This window comes from Streptomyces sp. NPDC059010 (assembly GCF_042740355.1).
In the GTDB taxonomy this organism is placed as follows: domain Bacteria; phylum Actinomycetota; class Actinomycetes; order Streptomycetales; family Streptomycetaceae; genus Streptomyces.
On the sequence record NZ_JBHYJA010000078.1, the window covers coordinates 1 to 25,693 of the forward strand.

At 71.3% G+C, this 25,693-nt stretch carries 24 protein-coding genes; 8 read left to right on the forward strand and 16 right to left on the reverse strand.

Annotated elements, in window-relative coordinates; genetic code table 11:
* Nucleotides 1–173 (reverse strand): transposase (locus tag ACFWYS_RS44785; protein WP_384782522.1); only part of this gene is annotated, 173 nt, incomplete at its 3' end.
* Nucleotides 174–244: 71 nt separating this feature from the next.
* On the opposite strand from ACFWYS_RS44785, the gene ACFWYS_RS44790 reads away from it, so the two are divergent.
* Nucleotides 245–496, forward strand: a complete 252-nt coding sequence (locus tag ACFWYS_RS44790; RefSeq protein WP_384782477.1) for a hypothetical protein — start codon at nt 245–247, stop codon at nt 494–496.
* A 217-nt stretch (nt 497–713) separates the two neighbouring features.
* On the opposite strand, the gene ACFWYS_RS44795 is transcribed toward ACFWYS_RS44790, so the two are convergent.
* Nucleotides 714–1,580 carry an FkbM family methyltransferase gene (locus tag ACFWYS_RS44795; protein WP_384782479.1) on the reverse strand — a complete coding sequence of 289 codons (867 nt, stop codon included), beginning with the start codon at nt 1,578–1,580 and terminating at the stop codon, nt 714–716.
* A 275-nt stretch (nt 1,581–1,855) separates the two neighbouring features.
* On the opposite strand from ACFWYS_RS44795, the gene ACFWYS_RS44800 reads away from it, so the two are divergent.
* Complete coding sequence (locus tag ACFWYS_RS44800) at nt 1,856–2,917, forward strand: LuxR C-terminal-related transcriptional regulator (RefSeq protein WP_384782481.1); 1,062 nt, start codon at nt 1,856–1,858, stop codon at nt 2,915–2,917.
* Here ACFWYS_RS44800 and ACFWYS_RS44805 read toward each other — a convergent pair.
* From ACFWYS_RS44805 to ACFWYS_RS44870, 14 genes are all read right to left on the reverse strand, one after another.
* Entirely contained in the window at nt 2,889–3,260 is a 372-nt protein-coding gene (locus tag ACFWYS_RS44805; RefSeq protein ID WP_384782483.1) for a hypothetical protein, read from the reverse strand. The genes ACFWYS_RS44800 and ACFWYS_RS44805 overlap by 29 nt on opposite strands.
* 64 nt (nt 3,261–3,324) lie before the next feature.
* A complete protein-coding gene (locus ACFWYS_RS44810) occupies nt 3,325–4,218 on the reverse strand; it encodes a hypothetical protein (RefSeq protein ID WP_384782485.1) in 894 nt (297 codons plus the stop codon).
* 22 nt (nt 4,219–4,240) lie between these two features.
* Complete coding sequence (locus ACFWYS_RS44815) at nt 4,241–5,242, reverse strand: hypothetical protein (RefSeq protein ID WP_384782487.1); 1,002 nt, start codon at nt 5,240–5,242, stop codon at nt 4,241–4,243.
* A 13-nt stretch (nt 5,243–5,255) separates the two neighbouring features.
* Entirely contained in the window at nt 5,256–5,996 is a 741-nt protein-coding gene (locus tag ACFWYS_RS44820) for a hypothetical protein (protein ID WP_384782489.1), read from the reverse strand.
* Entirely contained in the window at nt 5,993–7,195 is a 1,203-nt protein-coding gene (locus ACFWYS_RS44825; RefSeq protein ID WP_384782491.1) for a glycosyltransferase family 4 protein, read from the reverse strand. Before ACFWYS_RS44825 ends, ACFWYS_RS44820 begins: the two co-directional genes overlap by 4 nt.
* A complete protein-coding gene (locus tag ACFWYS_RS44830; protein ID WP_384782493.1) occupies nt 7,192–8,121 on the reverse strand; it encodes a sugar phosphate nucleotidyltransferase in 930 nt (309 codons plus the stop codon). The genes ACFWYS_RS44825 and ACFWYS_RS44830 overlap by 4 nt, the downstream gene beginning before the upstream one ends.
* Complete coding sequence (locus ACFWYS_RS44835; RefSeq protein WP_384782495.1) at nt 8,118–9,083, reverse strand: NAD-dependent epimerase/dehydratase family protein; 966 nt, start codon at nt 9,081–9,083, stop codon at nt 8,118–8,120. The genes ACFWYS_RS44830 and ACFWYS_RS44835 overlap by 4 nt, the downstream gene beginning before the upstream one ends.
* Nucleotides 9,080–9,775, reverse strand: a complete 696-nt coding sequence (locus ACFWYS_RS44840; RefSeq protein ID WP_384782496.1) for a D-glycero-alpha-D-manno-heptose-1,7-bisphosphate 7-phosphatase — start codon at nt 9,773–9,775, stop codon at nt 9,080–9,082. The genes ACFWYS_RS44835 and ACFWYS_RS44840 overlap by 4 nt, the downstream gene beginning before the upstream one ends.
* Entirely contained in the window at nt 9,772–10,605 is an 834-nt protein-coding gene (locus ACFWYS_RS44845) for a phosphotransferase enzyme family protein (RefSeq protein ID WP_384782498.1), read from the reverse strand. Before ACFWYS_RS44845 ends, ACFWYS_RS44840 begins: the two co-directional genes overlap by 4 nt.
* Complete coding sequence (locus ACFWYS_RS44850) at nt 10,602–11,363, reverse strand: HAD family hydrolase (RefSeq protein ID WP_384782500.1); 762 nt, start codon at nt 11,361–11,363, stop codon at nt 10,602–10,604. The genes ACFWYS_RS44845 and ACFWYS_RS44850 overlap by 4 nt, the downstream gene beginning before the upstream one ends.
* Nucleotides 11,356–12,027: an SIS domain-containing protein gene (locus ACFWYS_RS44855; RefSeq protein ID WP_384782502.1), complete on the reverse strand. Its 672-nt coding sequence runs from the start codon at nt 12,025–12,027 to the stop codon at nt 11,356–11,358. The genes ACFWYS_RS44850 and ACFWYS_RS44855 overlap by 8 nt, the downstream gene beginning before the upstream one ends.
* On the reverse strand, nt 12,008–13,252 hold the full coding sequence (locus ACFWYS_RS44860) for a galactosyltransferase-related protein (protein WP_384782504.1): 1,245 nt from the start codon (nt 13,250–13,252) through the stop codon (nt 12,008–12,010). Before ACFWYS_RS44860 ends, ACFWYS_RS44855 begins: the two co-directional genes overlap by 20 nt.
* Nucleotides 13,253–13,274: 22 nt before the next feature.
* Complete coding sequence (locus ACFWYS_RS44865) at nt 13,275–14,327, reverse strand: hypothetical protein (RefSeq protein WP_384782506.1); 1,053 nt, start codon at nt 14,325–14,327, stop codon at nt 13,275–13,277.
* 60 nt (nt 14,328–14,387) lie between these two features.
* Entirely contained in the window at nt 14,388–14,513 is a 126-nt protein-coding gene (locus ACFWYS_RS44870; RefSeq protein ID WP_384782508.1) for a hypothetical protein, read from the reverse strand.
* Between the two features lie 350 nt (nt 14,514–14,863).
* On the opposite strand from ACFWYS_RS44870, the gene ACFWYS_RS44875 reads away from it, so the two are divergent.
* The 6 genes from ACFWYS_RS44875 to ACFWYS_RS44900 form a co-directional block, all read left to right on the forward strand.
* Nucleotides 14,864–16,123 (forward strand): Nramp family divalent metal transporter, encoded by a 1,260-nt coding sequence (locus ACFWYS_RS44875; RefSeq protein WP_384782510.1) that lies wholly within the window; start codon nt 14,864–14,866, stop codon nt 16,121–16,123.
* Nucleotides 16,120–19,101: a glycoside hydrolase family 3 C-terminal domain-containing protein gene (locus tag ACFWYS_RS44880; RefSeq protein ID WP_384782512.1), complete on the forward strand. Its 2,982-nt coding sequence runs from the start codon at nt 16,120–16,122 to the stop codon at nt 19,099–19,101. The genes ACFWYS_RS44875 and ACFWYS_RS44880 overlap by 4 nt, the downstream gene beginning before the upstream one ends.
* The gene (locus ACFWYS_RS44885; RefSeq protein WP_384782514.1) at nt 19,098–20,954 is read left to right on the forward strand and encodes an ABC transporter ATP-binding protein; all 1,857 of its coding nucleotides are present in this window, start codon (nt 19,098–19,100) and stop codon (nt 20,952–20,954) included. Before ACFWYS_RS44880 ends, ACFWYS_RS44885 begins: the two co-directional genes overlap by 4 nt.
* Complete coding sequence (locus ACFWYS_RS44890) at nt 20,951–22,741, forward strand: ABC transporter ATP-binding protein (protein WP_384782516.1); 1,791 nt, start codon at nt 20,951–20,953, stop codon at nt 22,739–22,741. The genes ACFWYS_RS44885 and ACFWYS_RS44890 overlap by 4 nt, the downstream gene beginning before the upstream one ends.
* 93 nt (nt 22,742–22,834) lie before the next feature.
* Nucleotides 22,835–25,201, forward strand: coding sequence for a TIM-barrel domain-containing protein (locus ACFWYS_RS44895; protein ID WP_384782518.1), 2,367 nt, complete (start codon nt 22,835–22,837; stop codon nt 25,199–25,201).
* Nucleotides 25,198–25,693 (forward strand): glycosyltransferase family 2 protein (locus ACFWYS_RS44900; RefSeq protein WP_384782520.1); only part of this gene is annotated, 496 nt, incomplete at its 3' end. The genes ACFWYS_RS44895 and ACFWYS_RS44900, both read left to right, overlap by 4 nt.

The window sequence follows — 25,693 nt, forward strand, 5'->3', positions numbered from 1 at the left end:
CGGCTGTGCATCGGAAGGCTCCGTTTGAGGTCGGCGTTGACCAGCTCGTCGGGGTTCAGCTCCGGCGAGTACGACGGCAGGAAGTGCAGCTCGATGCGGTTCGGGCGATCGGCCAGCCAAGCGCGGACCTTGCGGGAGCGGTGTGCGGAGCGGCCGTCCACGACGAGGTGCACCTTGCGGTCGAAGTGGTACGCCCGAGCGGCGCACGATCGGGGTGCACCCTTTGGCGCCCGAGGTGCGGCCGGTGACCTGGTCGGAGCGGATGCCGACCTGGTCGGCGAAAAGGACCTCGCCGCCCTCGGCCCTCACCTTCACCCGGATCGCCGGCCACGTCTCCTCCTTCGCGATCAGGTCCCCGCCGGACCGCCTGCTGCTCGGCCGCATCGAGCACCTGATGCTCGGCGACCCGGCGCCCACGCGGCTGAGCCACGAGCGCCGCACGCCCGCGGCCAGCCACTTCGCCCACCAGTTGTCCACGGCCTTGAGCGAGACCTGAAACACCGCCGCGACATCCTCGCGAGTCCAGCCCGCCGCCAACGCGTCCACCCCCCGCAGCCGAAGGGCCTCCTGCGCCGACGGCGACAACTGCCGTGCGCCCCCCACCAGTTCACTCACACAGGCATCAACGACCCAGAACACCTACCGTTTCGGATCAATATGTCCTGGACGAGACCCTCATGAGTTTCTGATCAATACTCACCCGAGGGAGGCAGTCACCGCATCCCCTCCGGCACCGAGGCAATGAGATGGCGCGGACCAGTGAGCCCATCTCGCCGGTCACGGTAATCAGATCCACGCGGCCGCGTGGCTACACGGTATCCATTGTCACGCAACAGTGCAGTTATCGATACCTGACTTTCCCGGTCACACTCAATCAGAAGTTTTGGCTTCACAGACGAGAGGAGGTTCTCCCCCCCGTCTTTCAGGAGGCCGTACTCGGCGCCTTCGACATCTATCTTGACGAGGTCGGGTGGACCAAACATTCTGACAAGGGAATCCAGTGAATATGCCGGCACCGGCCCACCGGCCATCGGTACAACCCTGCGACAGGCAGGCCGCGGGTCTGACGCATCGATGTCTGCACTTCCCGAACGTCCGAGTACGGCATACGGCAGGACAGTGATGTTGTCTCCCAGGCTGTTGCGATGGATCGCCGTCGCGAGCCTGGCGCGGTTGTCCGTGTCTGGCTCAAAGGCATAGACGCGTCCATTGGAGCCGACAGCAGAGGACATCAGCAGGGTGTGATTTCCGGCGAATGCCCCTACGTCCCACACCACGCCTCCCGGGAGAATCGCTTTCAACAGCGACTCCTGCACCCACCGTTCATAGACGCCAAGCCATATGGGGGCGTCCTGCGGTAGACGCAGGTCCAGGTAGACACCCGCAAGGGCGCCGCTGACAACCGGGAGTTCGCATCGAGTCGGGATTCCACCGTGAGCTAGCTGCCGTTTGACGAAGCGTTGAACTGACGGAAATCCGTAGGCATGGCTCAGCACCGAATCCGGGAGCATTCGCACAACACGGGAAATCACCCCCGCCCGTCGGCTTTCCTTGAACGATGGAGTGGATTCTGTGGCCACCGAGGTACACCTTCCTTGCGTGTTGCCACTCACCCGGCCTCGACAGGGAACTGGCGTTCGCTGTCGAAGCGCTTCACATGACCCGACCGAGCTGCGCATCATGGTGGCGAGATTACCTTCCAAAGACCGCCGTCGGCAGCCGGAATCCTTGACCGACCTGTCGCGATCATGCGAGAGTCGGGGACAGTCCGGTGTCGAAGCGCTTCGACGACGCGTAACCAAGGTCAGCCTCGTGTCGCCGCGAAGGGCGCGTGCGTATATCAACAGGGGTCACCATGCCGTCGACTGGAGCCAGCCGCCCTGCCGAGTCTCCGCGCGTCTCGGCATTGACATACGTCGGGCTGAACGACGCGTGCCAGGACGTTTACCGCTTACTTCTGGAGAATCCGAACTGGGGCATTCGGGACATCGCCATCGAGTTAGAGCTGAGCGAGGAGGACGTCGGGCTCGCGTTGGACCAGCTGGCCGACAAGGCTCTGCTCACGCCCGACCAGCCTCATTCCCAGCGCCGTGTACCGATCAATCCGGAGATGAGCCTGGGCGCACTGCTCGCCATGCAGGAGGCGGAGGTCGCGCAGCGCTGGCAGGGGATCCGCCAGGCCCGCGAGCAGGTGCTGGAGCTGGCTTCGGCCTATCTGACGGCAGGGCACCCGGAACCTCTCCCTCTGGTGGAGCACATCCTGGGCCTGGACGCCACACGGCAGCGGCTCGCCGTGCTGGCCGAGGACACCCGGACCGACGTGCTGTCCTTCGCGCCCGGCGGCCCACAGCCCGCGGATGTGCTGGAGAGCAGCCGGGCGCTGGACCGTGTGACGCTGGCCCGCGGAGTGCAGATGCGAACCGTCTGCCTGGAGAGCATCCGCAACAGCCGGCCCACCATGGAGTACGTGGAGTGGCTGGTGAGCGAGGGTGCCGAGGTCCGCACCGTGCCGGCTCTACCCATGCGCCTGATCGTCGCCGACAAGGCGACCGCGGTCCTGCCCGTCCGAGCGGACGACGCCCGGCAGGGCGCCCTGCTCGTCCGGCACCCCGGGATCGTCGATGTGTGCACCGCTCTCTTCGAGCAGGTATGGACGGGAGCGGCCCCGGTCGGCAAGAGCAGCGAGGTCAGGGACGGCGACGACGCACCGAGCGAGCAGGAGCGCGAGTTGCTCCGGCTGCTCGCCGACGGCCATGCCGACGAGTTCGCCGCCCGGCAGCTCGGCGTCTCCCTGCGGACCGTGCGGCGCATGATGTCGGGCCTGATGCAGCGGATGGGTGTGAAGTCCAGGTTCCAGGCCGGTGCCAAAGCCGTGTCCATGGGCTGGATCACTGGTTCACCGCACCTCTCGGGTTGACGTCGTCCGGCCGGTCGGCGAGCTGCAGGCCCAGCGCACAGTGGGTGAGCAGCCACCCTGCCAGCGGGCCGGACGGCGCGCTGGTGAGGTCCAGCAGCCGTTTCCTCACTCCGGCGACCGCGTCTTCGGCCGAGGCCGCGGAGACGAAGGCGATCAGGCCCAAGCCGGTGGGGTCGCCCTGGCAGCGCACCCGCTCGATCACCACGCTGTGCGCGTCCTGCGGGGGATTCATCAGGCCGCAGGCAACCGGGTCCGGATACAGATCCGGACGCTGATCCGGACCCGGGTCGAACCGCATTCCGGGAGCGACTGCGCGGACCAGTTCGCCGCGCACGGGATACATGAGTTGGCCCTCCTCTGAACAGGCCCCTCGACGGGCTCACCACCCAGCAGCGGGCGGATGTGGGTCAGTTGCGCAGCGCGTCCGCCGCTGCGACGGGGTCGACCGGAGTGAACGCCAGACCGGTGGCCAGCTCTGCCGCACCCGGTATCCGGAGCCTGTTCGCGGAACGCAACAATCCGGCCAAGGTCACCGTGATGTGCCCCCCGGCCTCGGCGGTCTGGTGCAGCCAGAGCTGATAGGGCATCGGGCGCGCGAACACCGCGTCGAGTCCGCGTACGGCACTGCCGAGCGCGTCGGCGAGTCCGTCCCGCTCGGCGTCGGTCAGTTCGTCGATGCTCGCCACATGACGCGTCGACGACAGACGAAGCGAGTACGGAGCGGGCGGCGCCTGCGGGACGCGGGTGATCCAGTGCGCGTCGGCACGGACGAGCAGCCGCTCGGGTCCCGGCGCGCAGACGGCGCAGGTATCGCGTGAGACCGTCCGTTCGGCCCCGAGCAACTCGGGGACCAGAGGCAGTCCGAAGAGCTGGCTGTGCGGATGCGCGACCGTGGCCCCGGCCTCCGCTCCCCGGTTCTCGAAGACCAGGGCGCATCGCACATCGGGGCGAGCCGCCATGAGCCGGCTCCGCTCGCCCCACATGTCCACCACGGCGCGTATCTGAGTCCGCGTCATACCGGCGAAGTCCAGTGTGTGTTCGGGGCTGTGCACCATCACCTCACAGCGACCGGGCCCGATCGCAGGCCACCGGTTGGGGAAGGCCCAGGTGGTGAAGGAGTCCGGGCATTCGGTTCCGCCGGGGCAGAACGGGCAGTCGTCCGCACCGGACTGGGGGCGCGCAGAGCGCCTGCCCGACGTGAACCCCACTCGCGCGGTGATCGGGTCGGTCACGGGGCCGCTCTGGTCCGCGGATGCCTGCGCAGGCAAATCGGGAACCGTCCCGGCCAGGTAGGTATTCATGGGTCTCCCTCTCCATCCGGTGTCACAGGGCCAGGCCGACGGCTTGCGAGCCCGTCGTGTCCGGCCCGAACGGCAGTTCCCTCGCGTTCCGCTCCCACATCGCCGCCCGCACCGCGGCGTCCTGTCCTCGGCGGACGGCGACCAGCAGGAAGCCGCCCCCGCCCGCCCCCAGGAGCTTGCCGCCCTCGGCTCCCGCGTCACGGGCCACCCGGTAGAGAGTGTCGATCCGGGGGGTGGTGATGCCGGGGCTCATCCGGGCCTTGTGGGTCCAGTGCTCATGGAGGATCGGGCCGACGTCGTCCGGACGCCCATGCCCAACGGCTTCGAGCATGTCCGTGCCGAGAGACCGGATGGCGTCCAGCGACGCGAGGACCCCGCCGTCCCCGCAGGTGGCCCGGTTCGCCTGCTCCTGCAGCACCGTGCCGGCGTCCCGGGTCAGCCCTGTGTAGAACAGCAGCAGCCGCTCACGGAAGAACTCGGCGCATTCCTGGGACAGGGGCAGTTCTTCGGGGTGGACGTTCAGGTCGCGCGTGATGTGCAGGGCACGCAGACCCCCGTAACTGGCCATGTAGTGGTCGTGCTTGCCGACCGGGCGGCCCAGATCCGTCATCTCCACCGCGGCGGCGTCCTCGGCGAGGGCCCTGCGGTCGACGCGGGCTGAGCCGTCCGGGCACGCGCTCGCATGGCGCAGGGCGTGCAGCAGGGAGACGGTGAAAGCGCCCGATCCGCCGAGGCCCGTGCCCGAGGGGGCGTCCGAGAAGGAAGCGACCTGGAGCGGGCCGGTGACCCCGGCGCGACGGAACACCTCGCGGGCGAAGGGGTTTCCCAGGTGTTCGGCGCCGAGGACCTGTTCGGTGTCCTCCCAGGATGCTCGTACGCCACCGGAGAACTCCCGGGGAAAAACGGAGACTCCGACGTGACGGTCGATGGCCAGGCTGATCACCAGACCTCCGTGGGCGCGGGCGTAGCTCGGCAGGTCGGTGCCGCCGCCGGCCAGCGAGACGCGCAGGGGGGCGCGCGCCATGACCGCCGTGGGTTCAGGCGGGCACGGTGTCGCCCGCCGCGGCCCGGACCGCGTCGGTCGGGGTGTACGGCCGGGTGGCGTGTTGTCGAGTGCCGTGGTCATGGAAAGCTCGCAGTTCCCTTCGGAGGTCTTCCGGCACCGGCCGGGTCGCCAGTACCTGCCACAGGTCGGGCACCAGGCACGCGGTGGCCGCCCAGCCGAGCAGGGTCGCGCGCTCCTCGGGGCCGGTGACGGCCTGCCGGGCGGCACGCGCCTCCCGCATCAGCGCGCGTGCCCGTACCGTGCTGACGAACCCGCGCTGGACGAGTTCGCCGAACTTCTCCCGGTCCTTCCAGACGGGCCGCCCTGCGCTCGGGAGCAGTTCCATGTCGAGTTCGCGGTCGAGCGTGTCGAATCCCCAGGGGCGACGCCGGAGCGGGTCCTGGAAGTTGACGTACCACTTGACCGGTTGCGTGGACCCCGGGGCCGTGAAGAGCACTAGGCCGTAGCTCCGGCCGGAGTCGATCAGGAAGGTCGCGTCCGTTCCGGTCCATTCGACGAGGCCGAGGTGCCACGGCCGCTGCCAGGTGTGCGCGCGGTGCCCGGCGGGCCCGTGGGCGGCGAGCCACTGGGTGCCCGCCGTCAGCCGCAGACCCACCCGGCGTCCGTCGTCGTGGACGACGGTGACCGGTCGCGCGCACCAGGTGGCGCCGTCGATCGTTTCCCTGAGCAGCACGCGCGCGCCGGGCGGCCACCGGCTCGGCCTCGATGTCATGGGCACCCCCGGGCGAGGACCGCGCCGCGGCGCCCGGTGCGTGCCTGCACATAGCCTTCCAGCGTCGCGTTGACCATCCGTTCCTGGCTGAAACGGTCGGCCACCGTGCGCAGCGCGGTCGCGGTGAGCCGCCGGCCGAGCGCGTCGTCGGAGAGCAGCTCGACGATGGCCGCCGCCAGTCGGTCGGGGCTGGACACCGGGACCACCAGGCCGTCGTGCCGGTCGGTGACCACCTCGCGCAGACCGGGCACGTTGGTGGCGACGACGGGGACGGCGGCGGCCATGGCCTCGACGGCCGCGAGCCCGAGCCCCTCCTCCAGGGACGGCTGGACCACCAGATCCGCGGCGTCGAAGACGGCCGGCATGTCCTCGGTGAGCAGGTCGGTCCTCCGGATGACCGGAGCGACGACGTCCAGTTCCCGCGCCAGCTCCCACATCCGCTTCTCATAGCCGGGGTCCGATGTCCGTCCGGCGAGCAGCAGGCGCGCCGAGGGGCAGGCCGCCAGGACCGCGGGCAGGGCGCGGATCAGGTCGTGCTGTGCCTTGCGTTCGTACACCCGGGCAGGGCACACGATGAGGCGTTCCCCCGCACCGACACCCAGTTCGGCGCGGAGCCGTCGGCCCGCCCCGGGCTCCGGCGCCACGACGGGCACGCCGTGGTGGACCATGCGCAGCCGCTCGGCGGGAACGCCGTAGGCCGTGGCCCGCTCGGCGTAGAACTCACTGCCGGCGAAGTACACGTCGACGGGCAACGCCCGGTAGGAAAGCAGGCAGCGTCCCTCGCCGAAGGGTTCCAGCTGGGGGTTCTGCTCGTGCAGCGACGCCGCGAGGACGGCGCCCTGCTGAAGCGCGATCATGGCCGCCCAGACGAGGGTCTCGTGACTGTTGGCGTGGACCACGTCGAAGACCGCGTCGTCGGGGTGGTCGAACGCTTCGCTCAGTTCCGCGAGTGCGGCGTACTGCATCTGCCGCCAGGGCAGTTTGCCCGGGACGTCGACCTCGGACGCGAAGCGGCGCAGCCGGATCACGCGCACCCCGTTCTCCACCGACACGACGGCCGTCTCGGGGAGGCGGAAGCCGTCGGTCACCACCGTCACCTCGTGCCCCTGGGTGACCAGCCCCTCCGCCAGCAGCCGGGCGTAGGTCTCCGCTCCCCCGGTGATCGGCGGGAAGCTGGCCGTGAGCAGGAGAACTCTCATGCCGGCGTCACCGCCAGGGCGTCGATGAGGACGGTGCCGGCGGGGATGACGGAGTCACTCAGCACGACCGAGTTCTCCAGCCAGGTCCCCTCGCCGATCCGGGCGCCGGAGCCGATGACTACCGGACCGCACAGTACGGCGGTGCCCGCGACGTGTGCTCCGGAGCCGATGTGCACTCCCTCGCCGGTGCCGCGGGGCGCCAGCCAGGGGATGCGTCCCGCGGCGGCGTCCAGGTTGGCCTCGCGCAGGGACCGCGGCGTTCCGATGTCCCGCCAGTACCCGTTCAACCTGGCGGCGACCACCGTACGTGACTCGGACAGCAGCAGCGGAACGAGGTCCGCCGCGTAGTCGAACACGCTGCCGCGCGGGATGCGGTCGATCGCGGCGGCCGAGAGGCAGTAGATGCCCGCGCTCACCCAGTGCCACTCCTCGTCCGGTACCGGCGGCTTCTCGCGGGCCCCGGTCAGCGCCGAGTCGTCCCCGATGTCGAGCACGCCGAAATGCCGGGCACCCTGGCGCCGGACAGCCGCGACGGTGAGATCGGCGTCGCTGCGCTGGTGGCGGGCGCGGACCTCGGCGAGATCGTCGCCGGAGAGGACGTCACCGGAGGTGACCAGGACGGCGTCGTAGGAGCGCAGGCGGTCCGCGAACCGGGTCAACGCACCGGCCGGACCGGTCAGTTCGGGCTCCACCGCGGTGCGGACGGGCACGGGGCAGTCGTAGGCGTCGAGGACCCGCTGGATCTGTTCCGCGTGATGGTGGAGATTGACGAAGATCTCCTGTGCTCCCGCAGCGGCCATCCGGTCGACGAGGTGGAGGAGCAGCGGGCGGTCGAGCACCGGTACGAGGGGCTTGGGCAGGGCATGGGTCAGAGGTCGCATCCGGCTGCCCGCGCCGGCCGCGAGGATGACGCCCGCTGTCCTCATGCCACCGCTCCGAGGCCGCGTGACCGCGCGTCACACATCCAGTCGACGACGGTCGCCACTCCCTCGTCCAGGCCGACGCGGGCCCGCCATCCCAGCTCGCGCTCGGCGCGGTCGACGCGCAGCGAGACGTGGCGGACCTCGCCGGTCAGGGCCGGGCCGAACTCCGGCCGGCCGTCGCTGCCGACGGCCAGGGCCACGGCAGCGTGGACGTCGAGCACGGAGGTGGGTGTGCCGGTGCCGATGTTGATCAGTCCGTGCCCGGAGCGCAGCGCGGCGGTCACGGCCCGGACCACGTCGTCCACGTGCACGAAGTCACGAGTGGTCAGCCCGTCGCCGTTGACCACGCACGGCAGCCCGCCCAGCATGCGCCCGGCGAAGATGGCGACGACGCCGGCTTCTCCGTACGGGTCCTGCCTCGGTCCGTAGACGTTGCCGAGGGCGAGCGCCGCGTACTCGGTGCCGTACTGCTCGCGGTAGAGCCGCAGATAGTCCACCGACACCGACTTGGTGAGGCCGTAGAAGGACTGCGGGACCCGGGGATCCGTCTCGTCGCGCGGTGCCGCGTCCGGCCCGGGGGCGCCGTAGACCGTGCCTCCGCTGGAGGCGAAGACGACCTTGCGGCAGCCGGAGCGGCGGGCCGCCTCCAGCAGGTTGAGCAGGCCCAGCACATTCACCGAGGCGTCGAGTCGGGGATCGCGCATGGACACCTTGACGCTCATCTGCGCGGCGAAGTGCACCAGGACCTCGGGGGCGAACTCCTCGACGGCGGCTGCGGCTTCCGGGCTGCGGATGTCCGCCTCGACCACCCGCAGCTCCGGGTGCCGGGCGACGGCCGGTGCGAGGTTCTCCCTCCTTCCGGTGGAGAAGTCGTCGATGACGACCACGTCGCATCGGGCTCGGCACAGCGCGTCGACGACGTGGGATCCGATGAATCCGGCCCCTCCGGTGACGATGACCTTCACTGGACTGACACCTCCGAGTCGGACTCCGGCGACAGCGGCGCGGAGTGCGGGGACGCTGGATGTTCGCCGCCACGGGCGACGAGGTCGACCGCGGCCGTGAGGTCGTCGACGACCCGCACGCCGGTCAGGGCCGCATCGGCCCGGACGGCCGGTTCATGGCGTGCGCCGCGGCCGGTGCGCACGAGCACCCCGCCGACCTGTGCCGCGACCGCGGCCCCCATGTCCTCCGCGCTGTCGCCCACCAGCAGGGCACGGTCCGGGGGCAGCCCGAACCGCCGTAAGGCGGCCAGTGCCAGTCCGGGACGGGGCTTGCGGCAGGCGCAGTCGTCGGTGGGGGCGTGGGGGCACAGATAGCCGGCCGCGACGGGCGCCCCCTCGGCCGCCAGGGCGTCCGTGACGTAGCGGTTGATCCGCAGGCATTCCTCGGGGTCGAGCATGCCTCGCCCCACGGGCGACTGGTTGGAGACGAGCACCACGGCCAGCCCCGACTCGTGCGCGCGGCGCAGGGCTGAGACGGCGCCCGGCAGGAACTCGACGTCGCCGGTGCTCAGCACATAGGTGTCACGGTTGCGGATGATCGTGCCGTCCCGGTCGCACAGCAGCAGTCCGCGCACGGGCCGCTTCGGGTGGGCGGTCCCGGTCGCGACGAGCGGACCGGGCCCGATCACCGTCCGGCCGGCTGCCGCCCTCATCGGGGCGGCCCGACGACGAGGCGCGACCAGTCCTCGGCGCGGTCGCGGATGTAGTCGATGTCCCTGACGTACAGGGCGAGATGGCCTTCCTCGATGTGCCGCTGGAAGAGCTCGTCGCCCGCCGCCGCCTGCTCCTGGAGGAAGTCGGCGAGTGCCTGCAGCCGGGGCGCCGCGGTGTCCATCACCGTGGCGCGCTCCTCGCGCGTGCAGCCGTAGGCGTCGAGGAATGCGCGGGCGCGGTGCGCCTGTTGTTCCGTCGTACCCCAGCCGTCGTGGTTGTCGGGGTGGGCCAGCGGGGCATAGCGGTAGAGGGCGTAGGCGAGGTCCCAGGCACGGGGGCCGGGGCGGGCGGCGTCGAAGTCGATGATGCCGGTGGCCGTCTCGTCGTCGAAGACGCAGTTGTACGGGGCGAAGTCGCCATGACAGATCACCTCGACGGGTTCCACCGGGCCGAACTGCCAGTGGTCACCGGGGTCCTGGGCGAGGTCGACCGTCGCGTCGTGGTAGCGGCGCAGCAGCCGGGCGGAGGTGAGGAGCGCTCGCTCGCTGCGCACCTCGTCGGTGAGCGGGTAGTTGCCGACCGCTCCCTCCAGGTACGTCAGGATCACGCGGCCCTGCTCGTCGGTTCCGTGCACGGCCGGCGCGTCCTCGAACCCCTGCTTGCGGACGTGGTCCAGCACCCGGTGTACGGCCGGGCTCCACGGCCTGAGCGGCTTGCGTACGGTCTGGCCGACCCGGAAGACCCGGGCGGTGCCGCCGCCGGCCAGTTCCTGCTCCTCCTGCGGCTCGTCGTCATTGCAGCCATCGTGCGATCCATTGACGGCAGTCATCGTGTTCCTTCTGCGTAGTGCTGTTGTGGCGTTTGCGGGCGGGCTGATGCCCGCCGGTTCAGGGGAACAAGCATCTCCTCCACCTCGTCGAGCGTTCTGACGTGAGCGTGGTCACTCGCCGGGCAGCGCCGGTACGGATCGAAGTGCGCCGCCGGGCAGCCCGCGGCGTGTGCGGCACGTACGTCGGACCGGGTGCTGTCGCCGATGTGCAGCATGCGGTCCGGGGGGACGCCGAGGGCGAGCGCCGCCTGGTGGAAGATCCCGGGCTCCGGTTTGGCGGAGCCCACCACGCCGGAGTCGACCACGGCCCGGACCCTGGCGCCCCGGCCGTCACCGGTGTGGGCGATGCCGTACCGGTGCAGCCGATGCGCCGCCCGGCCGTCGCTGTTGGTGGTGATCACGACCGGTATGCGGGAGGAGAGCCGCGCGAGCGCGGGGACGGTGACATCGGGAGTGCGCGGCAGCCAGTCCTCCTCCAGGATCCGGTAGAGCCCGGCCCGGACGTCCTCGGCCTGTGCCTCGCTCGCTCCGAGGCGCAGCGCCAGCCGGTGGGCGAACGCCTCCACGACCGGCTGCCCCTCGCAGGGGTGGAATCCGGCGTCGTCGTCACCGCTGTGGAAGGCGCGGTCCACCTCGTGGGCTCCGGCCCGGATGCCGAACGGTGCGAGGAGGGCGGCGACCTTGTGGTGGTCGGGGGCGAGCAGCACACCTCCGGCGTCCAGGGACAGCCCGGCGACCGGCGGCACCTGCTCAGCCATGTCCGACCGCCTGCAGCACCGAACCGTCGCCGTGCATCGAGCGGTTCGACGTCACGCGCCGGGGCAGGCCGCCGCACAGGGCACGTACGACCACATGGTTCACGGCGAGGTGCAGGTCCTCGGCCAGCCCGTAGTCCCCGTTGCCGAGGTCCACTCGGAGGTCGCAGAGGTGACCGAGGACACCATGCCCCGAGAGCAGTGCGGCCACCGGGACGCCGATGCCGCGGGCTGTTTCCGCGGCCCGTACCAGGTTGGGCGAGTTGCCCCCGACGCTGAGCAGCACCAGCAGGTCGCCGGGGCGGGCAGCCAGTTCGAGCTGACGGGCGAAGACCTCCTCGTACGCGATGTCGTTGGCGAGCGCCGTGAGGGTGGCCGGTCCGTCCGCGAGGTTGACGACACCGGTTCCGGTCAGGCCGGCGCGGGCGCAGGCGGCCTGCCAGTCGCACGCCATGTGCGCGGCCGTACTGGCGCTTCCGCCGTTACCCGCGAGATGGATCCGGCCGCCGGTCACCAGGGTCTCCACGACGGCGTCGGCGAACGCGGCGATCTTCAGGGGATCTGCCAGCTCTGCCTGCTCCTTGAGCTCGTTCAGATAGCGCAGGGCGACCTGGGTGGTCGGGGTGGCCGCAGGAGCCTGTGGCAGGTCACTGGCCGTGTTGTGCATGGAGTTCTTCTCCCTCAGCAGATACGTCCGGCTCTGGCCGGTACTTGTCGATGTCGCCGATGCGCACGGGCGGTGCCGGTCGTGGCGTGCCGATCAGGTGGGCGTTCGGGCGGCGCCGGTCCTGGCCCGTCATCCGGGGCCGTTCGTGCCACAGATGGACCAGCCGGCCGGGGAGCCGGGTGACCGGGCCGGTCTCCACCAGGCGGCGGTGGAACTCGTTGTCCTCATCGCCCCACCCCCGGTAGCGCTCGTCGTAGCCGCCGCACGCCAGGAAGCGGGAGCGGCTGACACACAGGCAGAAACCCTTGACCTCCAAGAGGGAGAAGCCACGCAGCTCACTCCAGTCGAGGCTGCCGGCTTTGGCGCGGGCGGGCATCAGGGTGGCCACCGCGGTGTCCGCGGAGGGCCGGTCGAGGAACACCACCTCCCGGAACGGCAGGAACGCGGAGTCTCCCGTCCGCAGCCTGCTCAGGAACAGCTCCAGGTGGTGGGGTTCGAGCAGGCTGTCCCCGTCGAGGAGACACAGGTAGGGCTGCCCGGGGGTGCGGACCGCTCCGATGTTCAGGGCCCAGCTCTTGTTGAACGGGCCGTGGTTCGGGGCGAACACGTAGTCGTCGGCGAGCGGCCGGAGGAGTTTCGCGCAGCGCGGCTCGGGGCCCTGTTCCACCACGACTATCCGGTAGCGGCCGCGCTCCAGCGTCTGCCGGTGGGCGGCGAGCAGGGCCGCGACGAAGTTCCGCCGGCGGCCCTCGGCGCGCGCGCCAGTGCCGACCGGGACGATCACGGCCAGCTGGGCGTCCGTGCCACCGCCCGGTGCCGGTCCGGCCGGGCGCCGGGGCGACAGGTCGGCGGCGGACACCTCCGGGGCCCGGGGTGCGTAGCGCTCCCCCAGCCACATCCGGCCGTGCCCCAGTGCCTCCGCCTGTCGCACCTGGCCGAGCAGACGCGTCGACAGCTCACCGCAGTCCGGCAACCGCAGGCTCAACCGCTCGGCCGTGGCGCGGAAGGCACCGGCCGAGACCGCCGCACGTCCCAGCAGACTCTCCGCCTCGGGGGTCCCCGACAGCAGTGCCACGACGGTACGGCGCACTTCGGAAGCAGCCGGTGCCGCCTTGCGCCAGGAGCTCTCGTTGACCCCGGCGTCCGGGTCGGTGGCGATCACCGACTGGGTGACGGCGCGGTGTGCGAGCGTCCGCGGCCAGCTGCGGCTGCTCCGGCTCTCCATCCCGTTCCTCCCGCCGTGTCCCTCAGGCGCCCGTCCGGCGCGGCCGGAAGGCGATGGCGGCGCGGGGGACGGTGGCGAAGACGGCCCAGACGTCGTCCTCGGTCAGGCCGGCGGCGAGCATGTTGAGCCGCTGGCGGTCGTAGTCCGTGGTGCCGGCGGCGACCACGCCGTCCTTGCGCCGCCACAGACCCACCTCGTCCACGCGCAGGCTCTCGCCCGCCATCGAGCCGATCTCGATGTGGTCGGTGAGCGCGGCGAGCCGGTCGGCACCGACGTGCTCGACGGTGCGTCGGCACACGTCCAGGTCAACGTGCAGACCGTCGAAGTTCAGGCACGGGGTGAGCTTTCCCGCCCGCGTCAGGTCCAGCAGTGCGGCAGGCACCGGGCCGAGCAGTTCGTCCAGGTCGGACGTCTCCCAGTCGTGGGCGAGGAAGGGGGTGATTTCCTCGGTGCGACGCACGCGCTCCTCGGCGGTGCGCCAGCAGTGCGTGAAGTTGCGCGGCATGTCGTTGTAGAGGTGATCGGTCAGCACGAGATACGGCGAGGACTCGTACACCGTGTGCAGATGGGCGACTACGTCCCGGGTGCGCCGGGCGCTGCGCGCGGGGGCGTCGTGGTGGAAGTGCCCGAAAGCGGCGCGGCAGTTGTGGTCGTAGAAGAGCTCCAGCAGTCCGGCGAAGGTGAGGCCGGAGCCGACTCGGTCGTCGAGTTCCATGGCGTCGGGAGCGAGGACCAGGTAGCGAAGTCCGAGGTCGCCGAGACCGGCCAGCGTCCGCCACTCCTCCTCGCTGGGCAGCCATTTCCCGGCTTGCGGAACTCCGCCCTCGGGGCCGAGCAGCGGCCCTTCGACCGCGAATCCAGCGATGCTCGGCAATTCCCCGGCGTTGTGCAGCACATCGTAGTGCTTGAGCACGTCGACGAGCCCGGAAAGCATTCCACGGCGCAGAAACACCGTGGGCAGAATCTCCTGACCACGTTCCTCCGCGAGCCGGTTGAGCGGAATCAGGTCATCCGGCGTGAGAGAGGAGAAGTCGAACGGCCCCATTCCGTGGACGTGATAGAGAAACGGCTTCATTTCATTTCCTTCTGGCAGTCGCTGGAACTGACGGTTTGACGGAGCCGAGGGAGGGCGCAATCAGCCCCAGCCCCAGGTGTCCTCCTCGGACGACATCGAAACGGACCGGTCCGGTGCGCCGACGGAGTGCGTGGCAGCCGCACCGAGCACGGCGAGCGACGTGAGGAGCAGAGCGAAAACGCGCATGACGGATCTCCATTCGTGGTGGATTTGCGGATTGCGGATTGCTGTGCGGCGGATCCACGCGGGCCGTTTTCCAGCCACACGGAGACAGAGAGCGAAGCGAGCGACCCGATTCTCTCGGGGCCGAATCCCAGAAACGATGATGCCCACCACGGGTACCTCGCGCCACAGTTCTGCCTGGCAACTACGCGCCCGTGTTCCTAGCTGCCAATGACGCGGCGCTGAATGATCTTCCGACCCTTGACACCGGGGCGGCGACCGATCATTCTCGGTCCTCGGCCCGCCGCCGCGATCGATCGCGCAGCCGGGTGCCCTCGACGGCCGAATCCCAAGTCCAAGGTCGGAGGGATTCCATGCCGTCAAGCATGTCGCCGCCGCTGAAGGCGGCTGCGCACCACACGTCCGCGATCAGACCGGCCCCGCAGTCCTGGATCGGGATGCTGGGCCCCGCGTTCGTCGCGGGCAGCGCGTACGTCGATCCCGGGAACTTCGCCACCAACATGGCGGCGGGTTCCGCGTTCGGTTACCAACTCCTGTGGGTCATCGTCCTGTCCAGCGTCTGCGCCATGCTCGTCCAGGCCACGGCCGCCAAGCTCGGGCTCGCCACCGGGCGGGACCTGGCCCGGTTGTGCCGTGACCACCTTCCCCGGCGCCTGAGGCTGGCGCTGTGGGTACAGGCCGAGGCCGTCATGATCGCCACCGATCTGGCCGAGGTGGTGGGCGGCGCACTCGCCCTGCAGCTGCTGTTCGGTGTACCGCTGCCGATCGGCGGCGCCATCACCGGGGTGATCGCCTTCGCCGTACTGTCCCTGGAGACCCGGGGCCAGCGCCGGTTCGAAGCGGTGGTCGCCACGATGTTCCTGGTGATCGTGGCCGGCTTCTGTTACGACCTGATGGTCGCCGGAGTCTCCACCGACGGGCTCGCCAGCGGGATCTCCCCGGGGTTCGCGGGGCCGGACAGCCTGCTCCTGGCCACCGGGATCGTCGGGGCCACGGTGATGCCCCACGCCATCTACCTGCATCCGGCACTCATGGCCGGCCGGCGCAACTCCGGGGCCCTGCCGGCGCGCCGGACCTGGCTGCGGGGGATGCGCACGGATGTCGCGGTGGCCCTCGGCGTCGCCGCGACCGTGAACGTCTCGATGCTGGTGATCGCCGCGCAGCTGTTCGCCGGGGAGTCGCTGGACGACCTGACGGCCATCCACGGACTGCTCGGTGAGCGTACCGGCTCGGCTGCCGCGTGGGCCTTCGCCCTCGCCCTCCTGGCGTCCGGCTTCGCCGCGTCGTCCGTGGGCACCTACGCCGGGCAGGCGGTGATGGCGGGCTTCCTGCGCCGGTCCGTGCCGCTGCTGCTGCGGCGTGCCGTCACCCTCGTGCCCGCCCTCACCCTGCTGGCCGTCGGTGTGCAGCCGACCACCGCGCTGGTGTGGTCACAGGTGGTGCTGTCCTTCGGCGTGCCGTTCGCCCTGGTGCCGTTGGTGTGGTTCACCTCCCGCCGGGACCTGATGGGCGGGTTCGTCAACCGGCGCACCACCACCCTCGCCCTGTCCGTGATCACCGCGCTGATCGTCGCTCTCAACGTCCTTCTGCTCTGGGGAGCCCTGGCTTCATGACCCGTTCGCTCGCACCCGACCAGCCCCCGTCCCCGCCCCCGCCCGCGGAGCCGCACGCCGGGCCCCGGTACCGCGATGCCGGTGAACTCGCCGACCATGTCCTCGGCCTGCTGACCCTCGACGAGAAGATCTCCCTGCTGCACAGTGACCAGCCGGCGCTGCCGCGGGTCGGGCTGGCCTCCTTCCACACCGGTGGCGAGGTCCTGCACGGAGTCCGCGTGGAGGTGCCCTGCACCGTTTTCCCGCAGGCCGTGGGGCTGGGCGCGTCCTGGGATCCCGATCTGCTGGAGCGGATCGGCGACGCCATCGGCTCGGAAGTGGACTCTCTGCTCCAACGCAACCGGCACCAGCCGCTCGTCTCGCGCAATGTCTGGTCCCCCGTGGTCAATCTGCTGCGGGACCCGCGCTGGGGGCGCAACGAGGAGGGCTACAGCGAGGATCCCGGGCTCACTTCGTCGCTCGCGGTCGCGTTCTGCTCCGGTCTGCGCGGCGCCGGCCCCGGCGAACGACCGGCCCGTTGGCGTATCGTGCCGACGCTGAAGCACTTCGTCGCCTACAACCACGAGACGGACAAGTTCGCCCGCTCCATGGATCTGCGGCCCCGGGTGCTGCACGAGTACGACATGGTGCCCTTCCTGGAACCGGTCAGGGCGGGGGTGGCCGCGGCCGTGATGCCCTCGTACCACCTGCTCAACGGCCGTCCCAGCCACCTCAGCGAACATCTGCGGCTGCTGCGCCTGCACGACCCGGACCTGGCAGTGGTCTCCGACGGCTTCGCCCCGTCGGACATCATCGACAAGAGCCGCTACTACGAGGACCGGGAGCACGCCTACCCCGCGGCCATGCGGGCCGGGCTGGACAGCTTCACCGACCACCTGGGCGACCCCACCATCACGGTCCGGGCGCTGCGTGACGCCGTCGCCCGGGGTCTGCTCACCGAGGCGGAGATCGACGCGGCGGCACGGCGGTTGCTGCTGCTGCGGGCGCGGGCCGGCGATCTGGACACGCACCGGGAACCGGTCCAGGACACCGTCGGCGCACCGGCACACCGGGCACTGGCCCGCGAGGCCGTGCGCCGCTCGGCGGTGCTGCTGCGCAACGACGGCACGCTGCCGCTGGCCGACGGGCCGGGGCAGAGCGTTGCCGTCATCGGCCCGCTGGCGGACCGCTGCGTGCGGGACTGGTACGGCGGCCCACTGCCCTACCGGGTCACACCCGTCGACGGCATCCGGGCCCGCGCGGGCGGCACGGTCGTGTACGAGTCGGGGCTCGACCGGATCACGCTCCGGCACCGCGGCGACGGACGCCTCCTGGCGGCGACCGAGGACGGCGGTGTGTGCCTCACGGACGTCACCGGCTCCGACGACACCGTCTTCGAGGTCTTCGACTGGGGCGAGGGCGGGATCTGCCTGCGGTCCGTCGGCAACGGCATGTTCCTGTCCTGGGACCGGGGCGGGGAACTGCCGGGCGGAGGCCGACGGGAGATCCTTCGCTGCGACCGCGAGGAGCCGTTCGGCTGGGAGATCCGGCAGACGTTCCGGCTGGAACGCGCCGAGGCGGACGGACCGTGGGTACTGCGCAATGTGTACTCCGGCCGGTACGCCGCGACCGACGCGACCGGCGGCGGCCTGGATCTGATGGCACCGGACGCCGGTTCGGCGCTCGCGCTGGATGTGGAGGTCCTCTCACTGGGAGCCGAGACGGCTGCCCGGGCGGCCGGGGCGGCCGACCGTGCCGTCGTGCTGGTCGGCACGTATCCGCAGATCAACGGCATGGAGGGGCACGACCGCAAGGACACGGGGCTGCCCAGTGGTCAGTCCGCACTCGCCCGCGCGGTCATCGAGGCCAACCCGCGCACAGCCGTCGTCCTGGTGAGCGGGTATCCCCTAAGCGTCACCGAACTCGCCGAACGGGCACCGGCGTTGATGTGGACCAGTCATGGCGGGCAGGAGTTCGGCAACGGGCTGGCCGACCTGCTGTTCGGCGACCGGGAGCCCACCGGACGGCTGCCGCAGAGCTGGCCGCGGTCGGCCGACGACCTCGGCGACATCCTCGGCTACGACATCATCAAGTCCCGCCTCACCTACCTGTACTCCGACCGGGAGCCCCTGTTCCCCTTCGGGCACGGCCTCGGCTACACCGACTTCCGCCTTGGCCCGTCCGTGCTGGACCGGGGCACCGCGGCGCAGGACGAGGTGGTGACCGTCTCGGCGGAGCTGACCAACACCGGGGCCCGGGCCGGGGAGGAGGTGGCCCAGCTCTACGTACGGGCGCTGGACTCGCCGGTGCCCCGTCCGCTGCGCCAACTGCACGGCTTCCGGCGGGTGTCGGTGGCCCCCGGCGCGAGGGAGCGGGTGGAGTTCCGGTTGCCGGTACGGGACCTGGCGTACTGGGACGTGGGCCGCGGCCGGTTCACGGTGGCACCCGGACGGTACGCGCTGACGGTGGCGCGCAGCGCGGCTGCGGCCGGTCCGGGCGCGGTGCTGACGGTCGTCGGGGAACCGCTGCCGCCGCGCGACCTCGGCTCACGGCTGGTGCGGGCCGTCGACTTCGACGACTACCACGCCGTACGGCTGACCGATCAGAGTCCGACGACGGGGGAGGCCGTGACCGCGTCCGGCCCGGGGTCCTGGCTGCTGTTCCGGGATGTGCTGATCGCTCGGGGACACACCGGGATGGTGTTGCGTCTCGGCGGTCCGGTCCGGGACATGGACGCCATGGGCGCCGGCGTCGCACCGTCCGGGGGCGCCGCGCCTCCCGGGCGGCTGGAGATCCGGCTCGGGGATCCGGCCGGCGGCCGGCTCGTCGCCGTCGCCGAGATCCCCGGGGACGACACGGGCCGCTACAGCTGGCGCACCGTCACCGTGCCGCTGGCACCGGCCGACGGACGGCACGACGTCTACCTCGTGTTCACCGGGGCCGGACGGCTCGCCTCGCTCGGGCTGACCGCGGCGGAGAGCCCGGAGGGACACCGATGACGGTGTCCGCGCGTGACCGCCTCCGTCGGCGGACGGATGTGCTGCGGCCGCTGCCCCGGGCCGGCACCGCCTGTCTGCTGGGGTTGTTGACCGTCCTGTGCGGGCAGGCGCTGCAGCCCGCGGTGCTCTCGTACGCGACCGGCTCGCTCGTCGACACGGTCGCGGGCGGGGCGCGGGGCGCCTGGCTGCCGTCGCTGCTTCTGCTCGGCGGAAGTCTGGTGACCGCGCAGACCTGCGATCTGCTCGGCAACGTGCTGCGTTCGCTCGCGGCCCGGCGCATCGACGGCAGCCGGCGCGACACGATCGCGGCGCTGGTGCTGGGGGCGCCGGGCATCGCGCCACTGGAGGCGCCGGCCGTGCAGGACGACCTGCTGCTGGCATCCGCCCGGCAGACGTCCAACTGGACCGAGAGCACGCCCGGTCAGGCGGCCGTGGCGCAGCTGCGGCTGTGCTTCCGGGTCGTGCAGGTCGGCGCCTGCTGCCTGGTGCTCGCACGGTATTCGTGGTGGCTGGTGCTCGGGCTGGTGGCGAGCGTGCTCGTGGCACGTCATGTGCTCAGCCGGAACACCCTGGCCATCGCCGAGGTCGCGGTCTCCGGTGCCGCGGCCGCCCGCCGGACCCGGTACTGGCAGGGCCAGGCGGTGGACCCGGGCGCGGCGAAGGAGACGCGTCTGTTCGGTCTTCAGGGCTGGCTCACCGCGCGGTGGCGCGACAGCTTCCTCGCCTATGTGGAACCGATCTGGCGCCGCGGCGGTGAGCTCGGCCCGCGGCAGTGGACGGCGCTCGCGGTGGTCGGAGTCGCGGCGCTGACCGCGCTGGGGGCGATCGGCTCGGGCGCGATCCGCGGTGAGGTCTCCTCCGGCGGACTCGGCGCGACGGTCACCGCGGTCATCGCCGTCCTGGGGCTGGCCGCCTCGGACAGCGACACGGTGGCCGCGGCCGGGGGCGTTCCGGGAGTGGCGGCGCTGCACCGGCTGGGTACGCACCTCTCCCCCGATCCGCCGGTGTTCCCGCCGCGGGTGGCGGCAGCACCGGTGCGGACCGACTCCCGGCCTCCGCTGGTGCGGCTGGAACACGTCGGATTCCGCTACCCGGGCGCGGACCGTGCCGTCCTGGACGGCTGTGACCTGGAGATCCGTCCCGGCGAGGTGCTCGCGCTCGTCGGGCGCAACGGGGCCGGGAAGAGCACCCTCATCAAACTGCTCACCTCCCTCTACCGGCCCGGCACCGGCCGGATCACGGCGGACGGCGAGGATCTCACCGTCCTCGGCGCCGACGTGTGGCGGCGTCAGGTGGCCGTCGTCTTCCAGGACTTCGTTCGCTACGGGCTCTCGGTCGAGGACAACGTCGCCCTCGGCGCGCCGCGGCTGCCGATGACCCCGGAGCTGTTCGACGCGACCGCCGCGTGGTCCGGCAGCGAAACGCTGATCCGGCGGCTGCCCGACGGCCCGCGCACGGTGCTGTCGCCGTCGTTCGCCGGGGGTGTCGACCTGTCGGGTGGCCAGTGGCAGCACATCGCGCTCACCAGGGCCCTGTACGCGGTCCGGGCCGGGGCCCGTGTCCTGGTCCTGGACGAACCGACCGCCCATCTGGACGTCCGTACCGAACTGGAGGTGTTCCGCAAAGTGGTGCACGGTCTGGAGAACGTGTCCGTCGTGCTCGTCTCGCACCGGATATCGACCGTGCAGCAGGCCGACCGCATCGCCTGTCTGGACGGTGGCCGCATCGCCGAGTCCGGTACGCACAAGGAGCTGATGGCCCACGAGGGCGTCTACGCGGAGCTGTTCGCCCAACAGGTCTCCGACCGCGAGGCCCTGCGGGACGCCACGGCCGGGGTGGTGAAGCCGGTATGAGGGCAGCGCGGTTCGCTCTTTGGCTGACGCTCCTGCGCCGGTGCCGGCAGGTCGCACCGAGGGCGACCCTGGCGCTGGCCGGGTTCATCGCCGCGGGCAGCGCGGCGGTGGCGCTGCTCGCCGTCAGCGTGCGCTCCCTGGTCGACAGCGCGGTACGCAGCGACCAGCTGCAAACGCTGACAGCGGCCGTGGGTGCCACCGTGTGCCTGCTGGTCGTCCACATCGGCTCCGGTACCCGCGAGGCCCTGCGCGGCACCCTGAGCGAGCGGGTCGGCATGGAGATCGACCAGGAGATCATCGCCACCGTTACCGGGCTGCACCGGCTGGAGCACCTGGAGCGGCCCGCCTACCTGGACCGGGTCTCCCTGGTCCTGGGCAGCGGACCGAACCTGGTCGCGGCGGCCTGGGTGCCGCTGGAGTCGGTCGGCAGCGTGATCGGGATCGGCGCGAGTGCCGTACTGCTCGCGCAGGTGCACCCGGTGCTGTTGCTCCTGCTGCCGTGCGCCGCGCTTCCGCTGCTGCTGCACCGGCACGCGCAGCGCGGCAACCGGGCGGCGTCACTCGCGGCCGCCCAGCCGGCCCGCCGCGAGGAGCATCTGTTCTCCCTGCTCACCTCGGCCGCTTCCGCCAAGGAAATCATGGCCACCGGGGCCGGCGGGCGGCTGCGGGAACTGAGGGCGGCCGCGTGGCGCGAGGCCACCGACACCCAGCACCGGGCCAGGCTGCGCGGTGCGCTGCTGACGTCGGCGGGCTGGCTGCTGTTCAGCTGCGCCTTCGTGGGCGGCCTCGCCTACGCGTCTTACCTCGCGCGCCGGGGCGAGCGCTCGGCCGGTGACGTGCTGCTCGCCGTGACGCTCGCCTCCCAACTGCGCCGGCAGATCGAGCAGACCGTCAGCACCGTCGGCAACGCGGTCAGCGGCGCCGAGGCACTGGATCCGTATCTGTGGCTGCGTTCGCACCGGGAACAGGCCGAGGGTTCGAGGCCGGACGGCGCGGGGCTGCCCGATGCGCTGCGGCACGGGCTCACGCTCGACGACGTGGGCTTTCGGTATCCGCAGGCCGACCGGGACGCCGTACGGTCGGTGTCCGCACGGCTGCCCGCCGGGGCGACCGTCGCCGTCGTGGGCGAGTACGGCTCGGGCAAGACCTCGCTGGTCAAGCTGCTGTGCGGGTTCTATGAGCCGACCCGGGGCCGGATCACGGTCGACGGGGTACCACTGCGCGACCTGGATCCGGCCGCCTGGCGCGCACGGGTCAGCGCCGCCTTCCAGGACTTCGGCCGCTATCGCACCACCCTGCGGGAGGCGGTCGGCGTCGGCGATCTGTCACGCGCCGACGACGAGCGAGCGGTGCTGGCCGCCGTGCGTGACGGCGACGCGCAACCCGTGGTGGAGCGGCTGACGGACGGTCTGGACACCCTGCTCGGCAAGGACTTCGGCGGCACCGATCTGTCCGAGGGGCAGTGGCAGCGCGTGGCGCTGGCACGGTCGGCCATGCGTCCGGCACCCCTGCTGCTCGTCCTCGACGAGCCGACCGCGGCCCTGGACGCACCGAGCGAGTACGCGGTGTTCCGGCGGCACCGGAGCATCGCTCGCCGGCTCGCCGCCGAGCACGGGACGATCACGGTGATCGTCTCGCACCGGCTGCCCACGGTGCGCGACGCGGATCTGATCCTCGTCATGGAGGACGGGGCTCTGATCGAGGCCGGAAGCCATGAGCACCTGCTGTCCCTGCGCGGACGCTACGCCGAACTCCTTGCCCTGCACCGGCAGTTGCACAGCCTTTGAGCCCCGGCGCCTCGGCATCTCCCCCGCGTCCCCTCTCCTGTTGTCTCTCCTTCTGTCTCCCCTTTCCTTCTCCCTTCTCCAAGGAGGCTGTTCATGCCCTACCGCCAGCCGTTGGCCCCGTGGATCACCCATGTCGCCGACCCCGTCGACCTGCCGCTGCTCGGCCCCGACGAGTCCGGACCGAGCCGTGTCGTACGGGCCGAGCCCGCGGCCCACGACGCCGACGGGATCGTCCTGACCGCCACCACGTCGACCGACGACGAACTGCACATCACGGTGCGGGTCGCCGGAGAGGGTGTGATCCGCGTCCGGCTCGCTCCGGACGCCGGCACCGTGCAGCGGTCGGCGGCCGCGATCCGGCTGGTCGCGCCCGGCCGTCACTCCGGGGCCCGGACCGAGCTGCGGGACGGCGGCGCGGTCGTGGACGCCGGTTCGGTGCGTGCCGAGATCGACTTCGACCCGTGGCGGATCAGGTTCACCGACGCCGACGGCCGGCTGCTGACCGAGCAGAACGGCCATGAGTCCGACATCAGCTTCAAGCTGCGCGTCCTGCCCTTCGGCCGTTCCCTGGCGGCCGACGGGTCGACGGTGGCGTACCACGAGACCTTCTCGGCCCGGCCCGACGAGCGGTTCGCCGGGTTCGGCGAGAAGTTCACCGTGCTGGAGAAGCGGGGGCAGCGGATCACGAGCTGGAACTACGACGCGTTCAGCTCCGAGTCCGAACGCTCCTACAAGAACGTGCCGTTCTACCAGTCGAGCCGCGGTTACGGTGTTCTCGTCGACAGCGGCGCGGCCACGGAGTTCGACGTCGGTCACTCCACCCACTCCTGCGTTCAGATCACAGTCCCGGACGACCTGCTCGACTACTACGTCATCGCGGGCCCGGCCCCGGCCGAGGTGCTGGACCGCCTCCACCGCCTCACCGGTCGTGCCACGGCGCCGCCCAGGTGGGCGCTGGGGACCTGGATCTCCACCGGATACCTGCGTATCAACCAGGAGGAGACGGTGGCACAGGCGCGGCGGATCCGCGCCCACGGCATCCCCTGCGACGTACTGCACCTGGACGCGTACTGGCAGAAGAGGGGCAACTGGTCGGACCTGTGCTGGGACGAGGAGTGCTTTCCCGACCCCGACGCGATGCTGCGGGAGCTGCGGGAGCTCGGCTTCCGGATCTGTGTGTGGATGAACCCGTACATCAGCGTCAACAGCCCGCTGTTCAAGGAGGGTTCGGAGGCCGGCCACTTCCTCACCCGGGCGGACGGGTCCGTGTACGTGGCCGACGTGTGGCACGGGGCCCGGCCCGAGTGCGGCATCACGGACTTCACGGACCCGGCGGCGAGGGCCTGGTTCCAGGGGCTGCTCAGGCCGCTGCTGGAGCGGGGTGTCAGCGTCTTCAAGACGGACTTCGGGGAGGGCGTCCCGGTCGACGCGGTGGCGGCGAACGGTATGACCGGCACTGATCTGCACAACGTCTACTCGCTGCTGTTCAACGACGCCGTCGCCGACGTCACCGAGGAGGTCGCCGGGCACCGGGTGGTGTGGGCCCGTTCGTCGTTCACGGGCGGGCAGCGGCACTGCGGCCAGTGGGCCGGAGACAACAACGCGACGTTCTCGGGCATGGCGTCCACACTCCGCGGCGGGCTGTCCTACGCGTTCACCGGTGTGCCGTTCTGGAGCCATGACGTGGGCGGGTTCACCGGCGTCCCGTCGGGTGAACTGATGGTCCGTTCCGCCCAGTTCGGCGCCCTCTCGCCGCTCATGCGCTTCCACGGCACGAGTTCGCGCTTCCCGTGGGACTTCGAGGAGCCGGTGGACCGGGCGGTCGTGGACGCGGTACGGCTGCGCTACCGGCTGCTCCCCTACCTGTACTCGGCTGCCGTGGAGGCGAGCCTCTCCGGCGTCCCGATCATGCGTCCGCTGGCGCTCGGGACCCCGGCGGAACCCGCCGCCTGGGCGGCCGAGTCGGAGTATCTCCTCGGCCCCGATCTGCTGGTCGCCCCGATGACGAACCCCGAGGGCGAGCGCACGGTCCAGTTGCCTGCGGGTGCCTGGATCGACCACTGGACGGGCGAGGTCCACGAGGGCGGGCGCTCCCTGCGGGTCGTCGCGCCGCTGGAGCGGGTGCCGCTGTTCGTCCGGGCCGGCGCTCTGCTGCCGCAGGCCGACGGCGAGGCCGCGACCAGTGACGAGTTGCCGGACGGCGTCACCATCTCCTGCTGGAGCGACGGCCGCGCCGAGGCCGTCGTCCACGACGAGCGGGGCACGAGCCGGATCCGGCTCACCCGGACCGCCACCCGGGCCGACCTCACCGTGGACGGGCCGCTGCGGGTGCGCGGCGTCGTCTTCCCGCCGGTCGCGGGGATCCTGCCGCCCGAGACCGTGACGGTCGCCGGACGGCCCGCCGCCCTGGACGCCGACGGCGTGTGGCGTGCGGACGGCGCGAAGGGGCGGCCGGCGTGATCCATCTGGTCTGTGTCTGCGGGGGCGGCGACGCGGCCCTGCTGCCCCACCTGATCGCCCACTACCGCGGCCTCGGCATCGAGTCGTTCCGGCTCATCCGGCACGCCGAGACCACCGACGACCCGGCGTTCGAACTCCTTGAGCACCACGCGCACGCATGCGGCGTCGAGCTGTTCCACACCCATGTCGGCCCCTGGGACCAGAACCTCAACGAGCGGCTCACCGAGTACGTGATGAGCCTGCGACCCGACGACTGGTACGTCGTCGTGGACCTGGACGAGTTCCAGGTGTACGACCGGCCGCCGGCGGAGCTGGTCGCCCTGTGCGAGCGGGAGGAGTACGAGTACGTCACCGGCTGCTTCCTCGACCGGGTGGCGGCCGACGGCTCCTTTCCGCCGATCGATGACACCTCGCTGTGGGACCGCTATCCGCTGGCGGGTTCGGTGGGTGCTTCCCTGGCCAAGGCGCTTCCCCTCAAGGCCACGCTGGCCC

Bases quoted from the DNA above. Each gene is read 5' to 3' on its own strand.
- ACFWYS_RS44880 (WP_384782512.1), top strand. From the start codon at position 16,120: ATGACCCGTTCGCTCGCACCCGACCAGCCCCCGTCCCCGCCCCCGCCC.
- ACFWYS_RS44865 (WP_384782506.1), bottom strand. From the start codon at position 14,327: ATGAAGCCGTTTCTCTATCACGTCCACGGAATGGGGCCGTTCGACTTC.
- ACFWYS_RS44805 (WP_384782483.1), bottom strand. From the start codon at position 3,260: ATGTATCCCGTGCGCGGCGAACTGGTCCGCGCAGTCGCTCCCGGAATG.
- ACFWYS_RS44875 (WP_384782510.1), top strand. From the start codon at position 14,864: ATGCCGTCAAGCATGTCGCCGCCGCTGAAGGCGGCTGCGCACCACACG.
- ACFWYS_RS44870 (WP_384782508.1), bottom strand. From the start codon at position 14,513: ATGCGCGTTTTCGCTCTGCTCCTCACGTCGCTCGCCGTGCTCGGTGCG.
- ACFWYS_RS44825 (WP_384782491.1), bottom strand. From the start codon at position 7,195: ATGAGAGTTCTCCTGCTCACGGCCAGCTTCCCGCCGATCACCGGGGGA.
- ACFWYS_RS44800 (WP_384782481.1), top strand. From the start codon at position 1,856: ATGCCGTCGACTGGAGCCAGCCGCCCTGCCGAGTCTCCGCGCGTCTCG.
- ACFWYS_RS44885 (WP_384782514.1), top strand. From the start codon at position 19,098: ATGACGGTGTCCGCGCGTGACCGCCTCCGTCGGCGGACGGATGTGCTG.
- ACFWYS_RS44815 (WP_384782487.1), bottom strand. From the start codon at position 5,242: ATGGCGCGCGCCCCCCTGCGCGTCTCGCTGGCCGGCGGCGGCACCGAC.
- ACFWYS_RS44840 (WP_384782496.1), bottom strand. From the start codon at position 9,775: ATGAGGGCGGCAGCCGGCCGGACGGTGATCGGGCCCGGTCCGCTCGTC.
- ACFWYS_RS44845 (WP_384782498.1), bottom strand. From the start codon at position 10,605: ATGACTGCCGTCAATGGATCGCACGATGGCTGCAATGACGACGAGCCG.
- ACFWYS_RS44855 (WP_384782502.1), bottom strand. From the start codon at position 12,027: ATGCACAACACGGCCAGTGACCTGCCACAGGCTCCTGCGGCCACCCCG.
- ACFWYS_RS44830 (WP_384782493.1), bottom strand. From the start codon at position 8,121: ATGAGGACAGCGGGCGTCATCCTCGCGGCCGGCGCGGGCAGCCGGATG.
- ACFWYS_RS44820 (WP_384782489.1), bottom strand. From the start codon at position 5,996: ATGACATCGAGGCCGAGCCGGTGGCCGCCCGGCGCGCGCGTGCTGCTC.
- ACFWYS_RS44860 (WP_384782504.1), bottom strand. From the start codon at position 13,252: ATGGAGAGCCGGAGCAGCCGCAGCTGGCCGCGGACGCTCGCACACCGC.
- ACFWYS_RS44895 (WP_384782518.1), top strand. From the start codon at position 22,835: ATGCCCTACCGCCAGCCGTTGGCCCCGTGGATCACCCATGTCGCCGAC.
- ACFWYS_RS44810 (WP_384782485.1), bottom strand. From the start codon at position 4,218: ATGAATACCTACCTGGCCGGGACGGTTCCCGATTTGCCTGCGCAGGCA.
- ACFWYS_RS44850 (WP_384782500.1), bottom strand. From the start codon at position 11,363: ATGGCTGAGCAGGTGCCGCCGGTCGCCGGGCTGTCCCTGGACGCCGGA.
- ACFWYS_RS44890 (WP_384782516.1), top strand. From the start codon at position 20,951: ATGAGGGCAGCGCGGTTCGCTCTTTGGCTGACGCTCCTGCGCCGGTGC.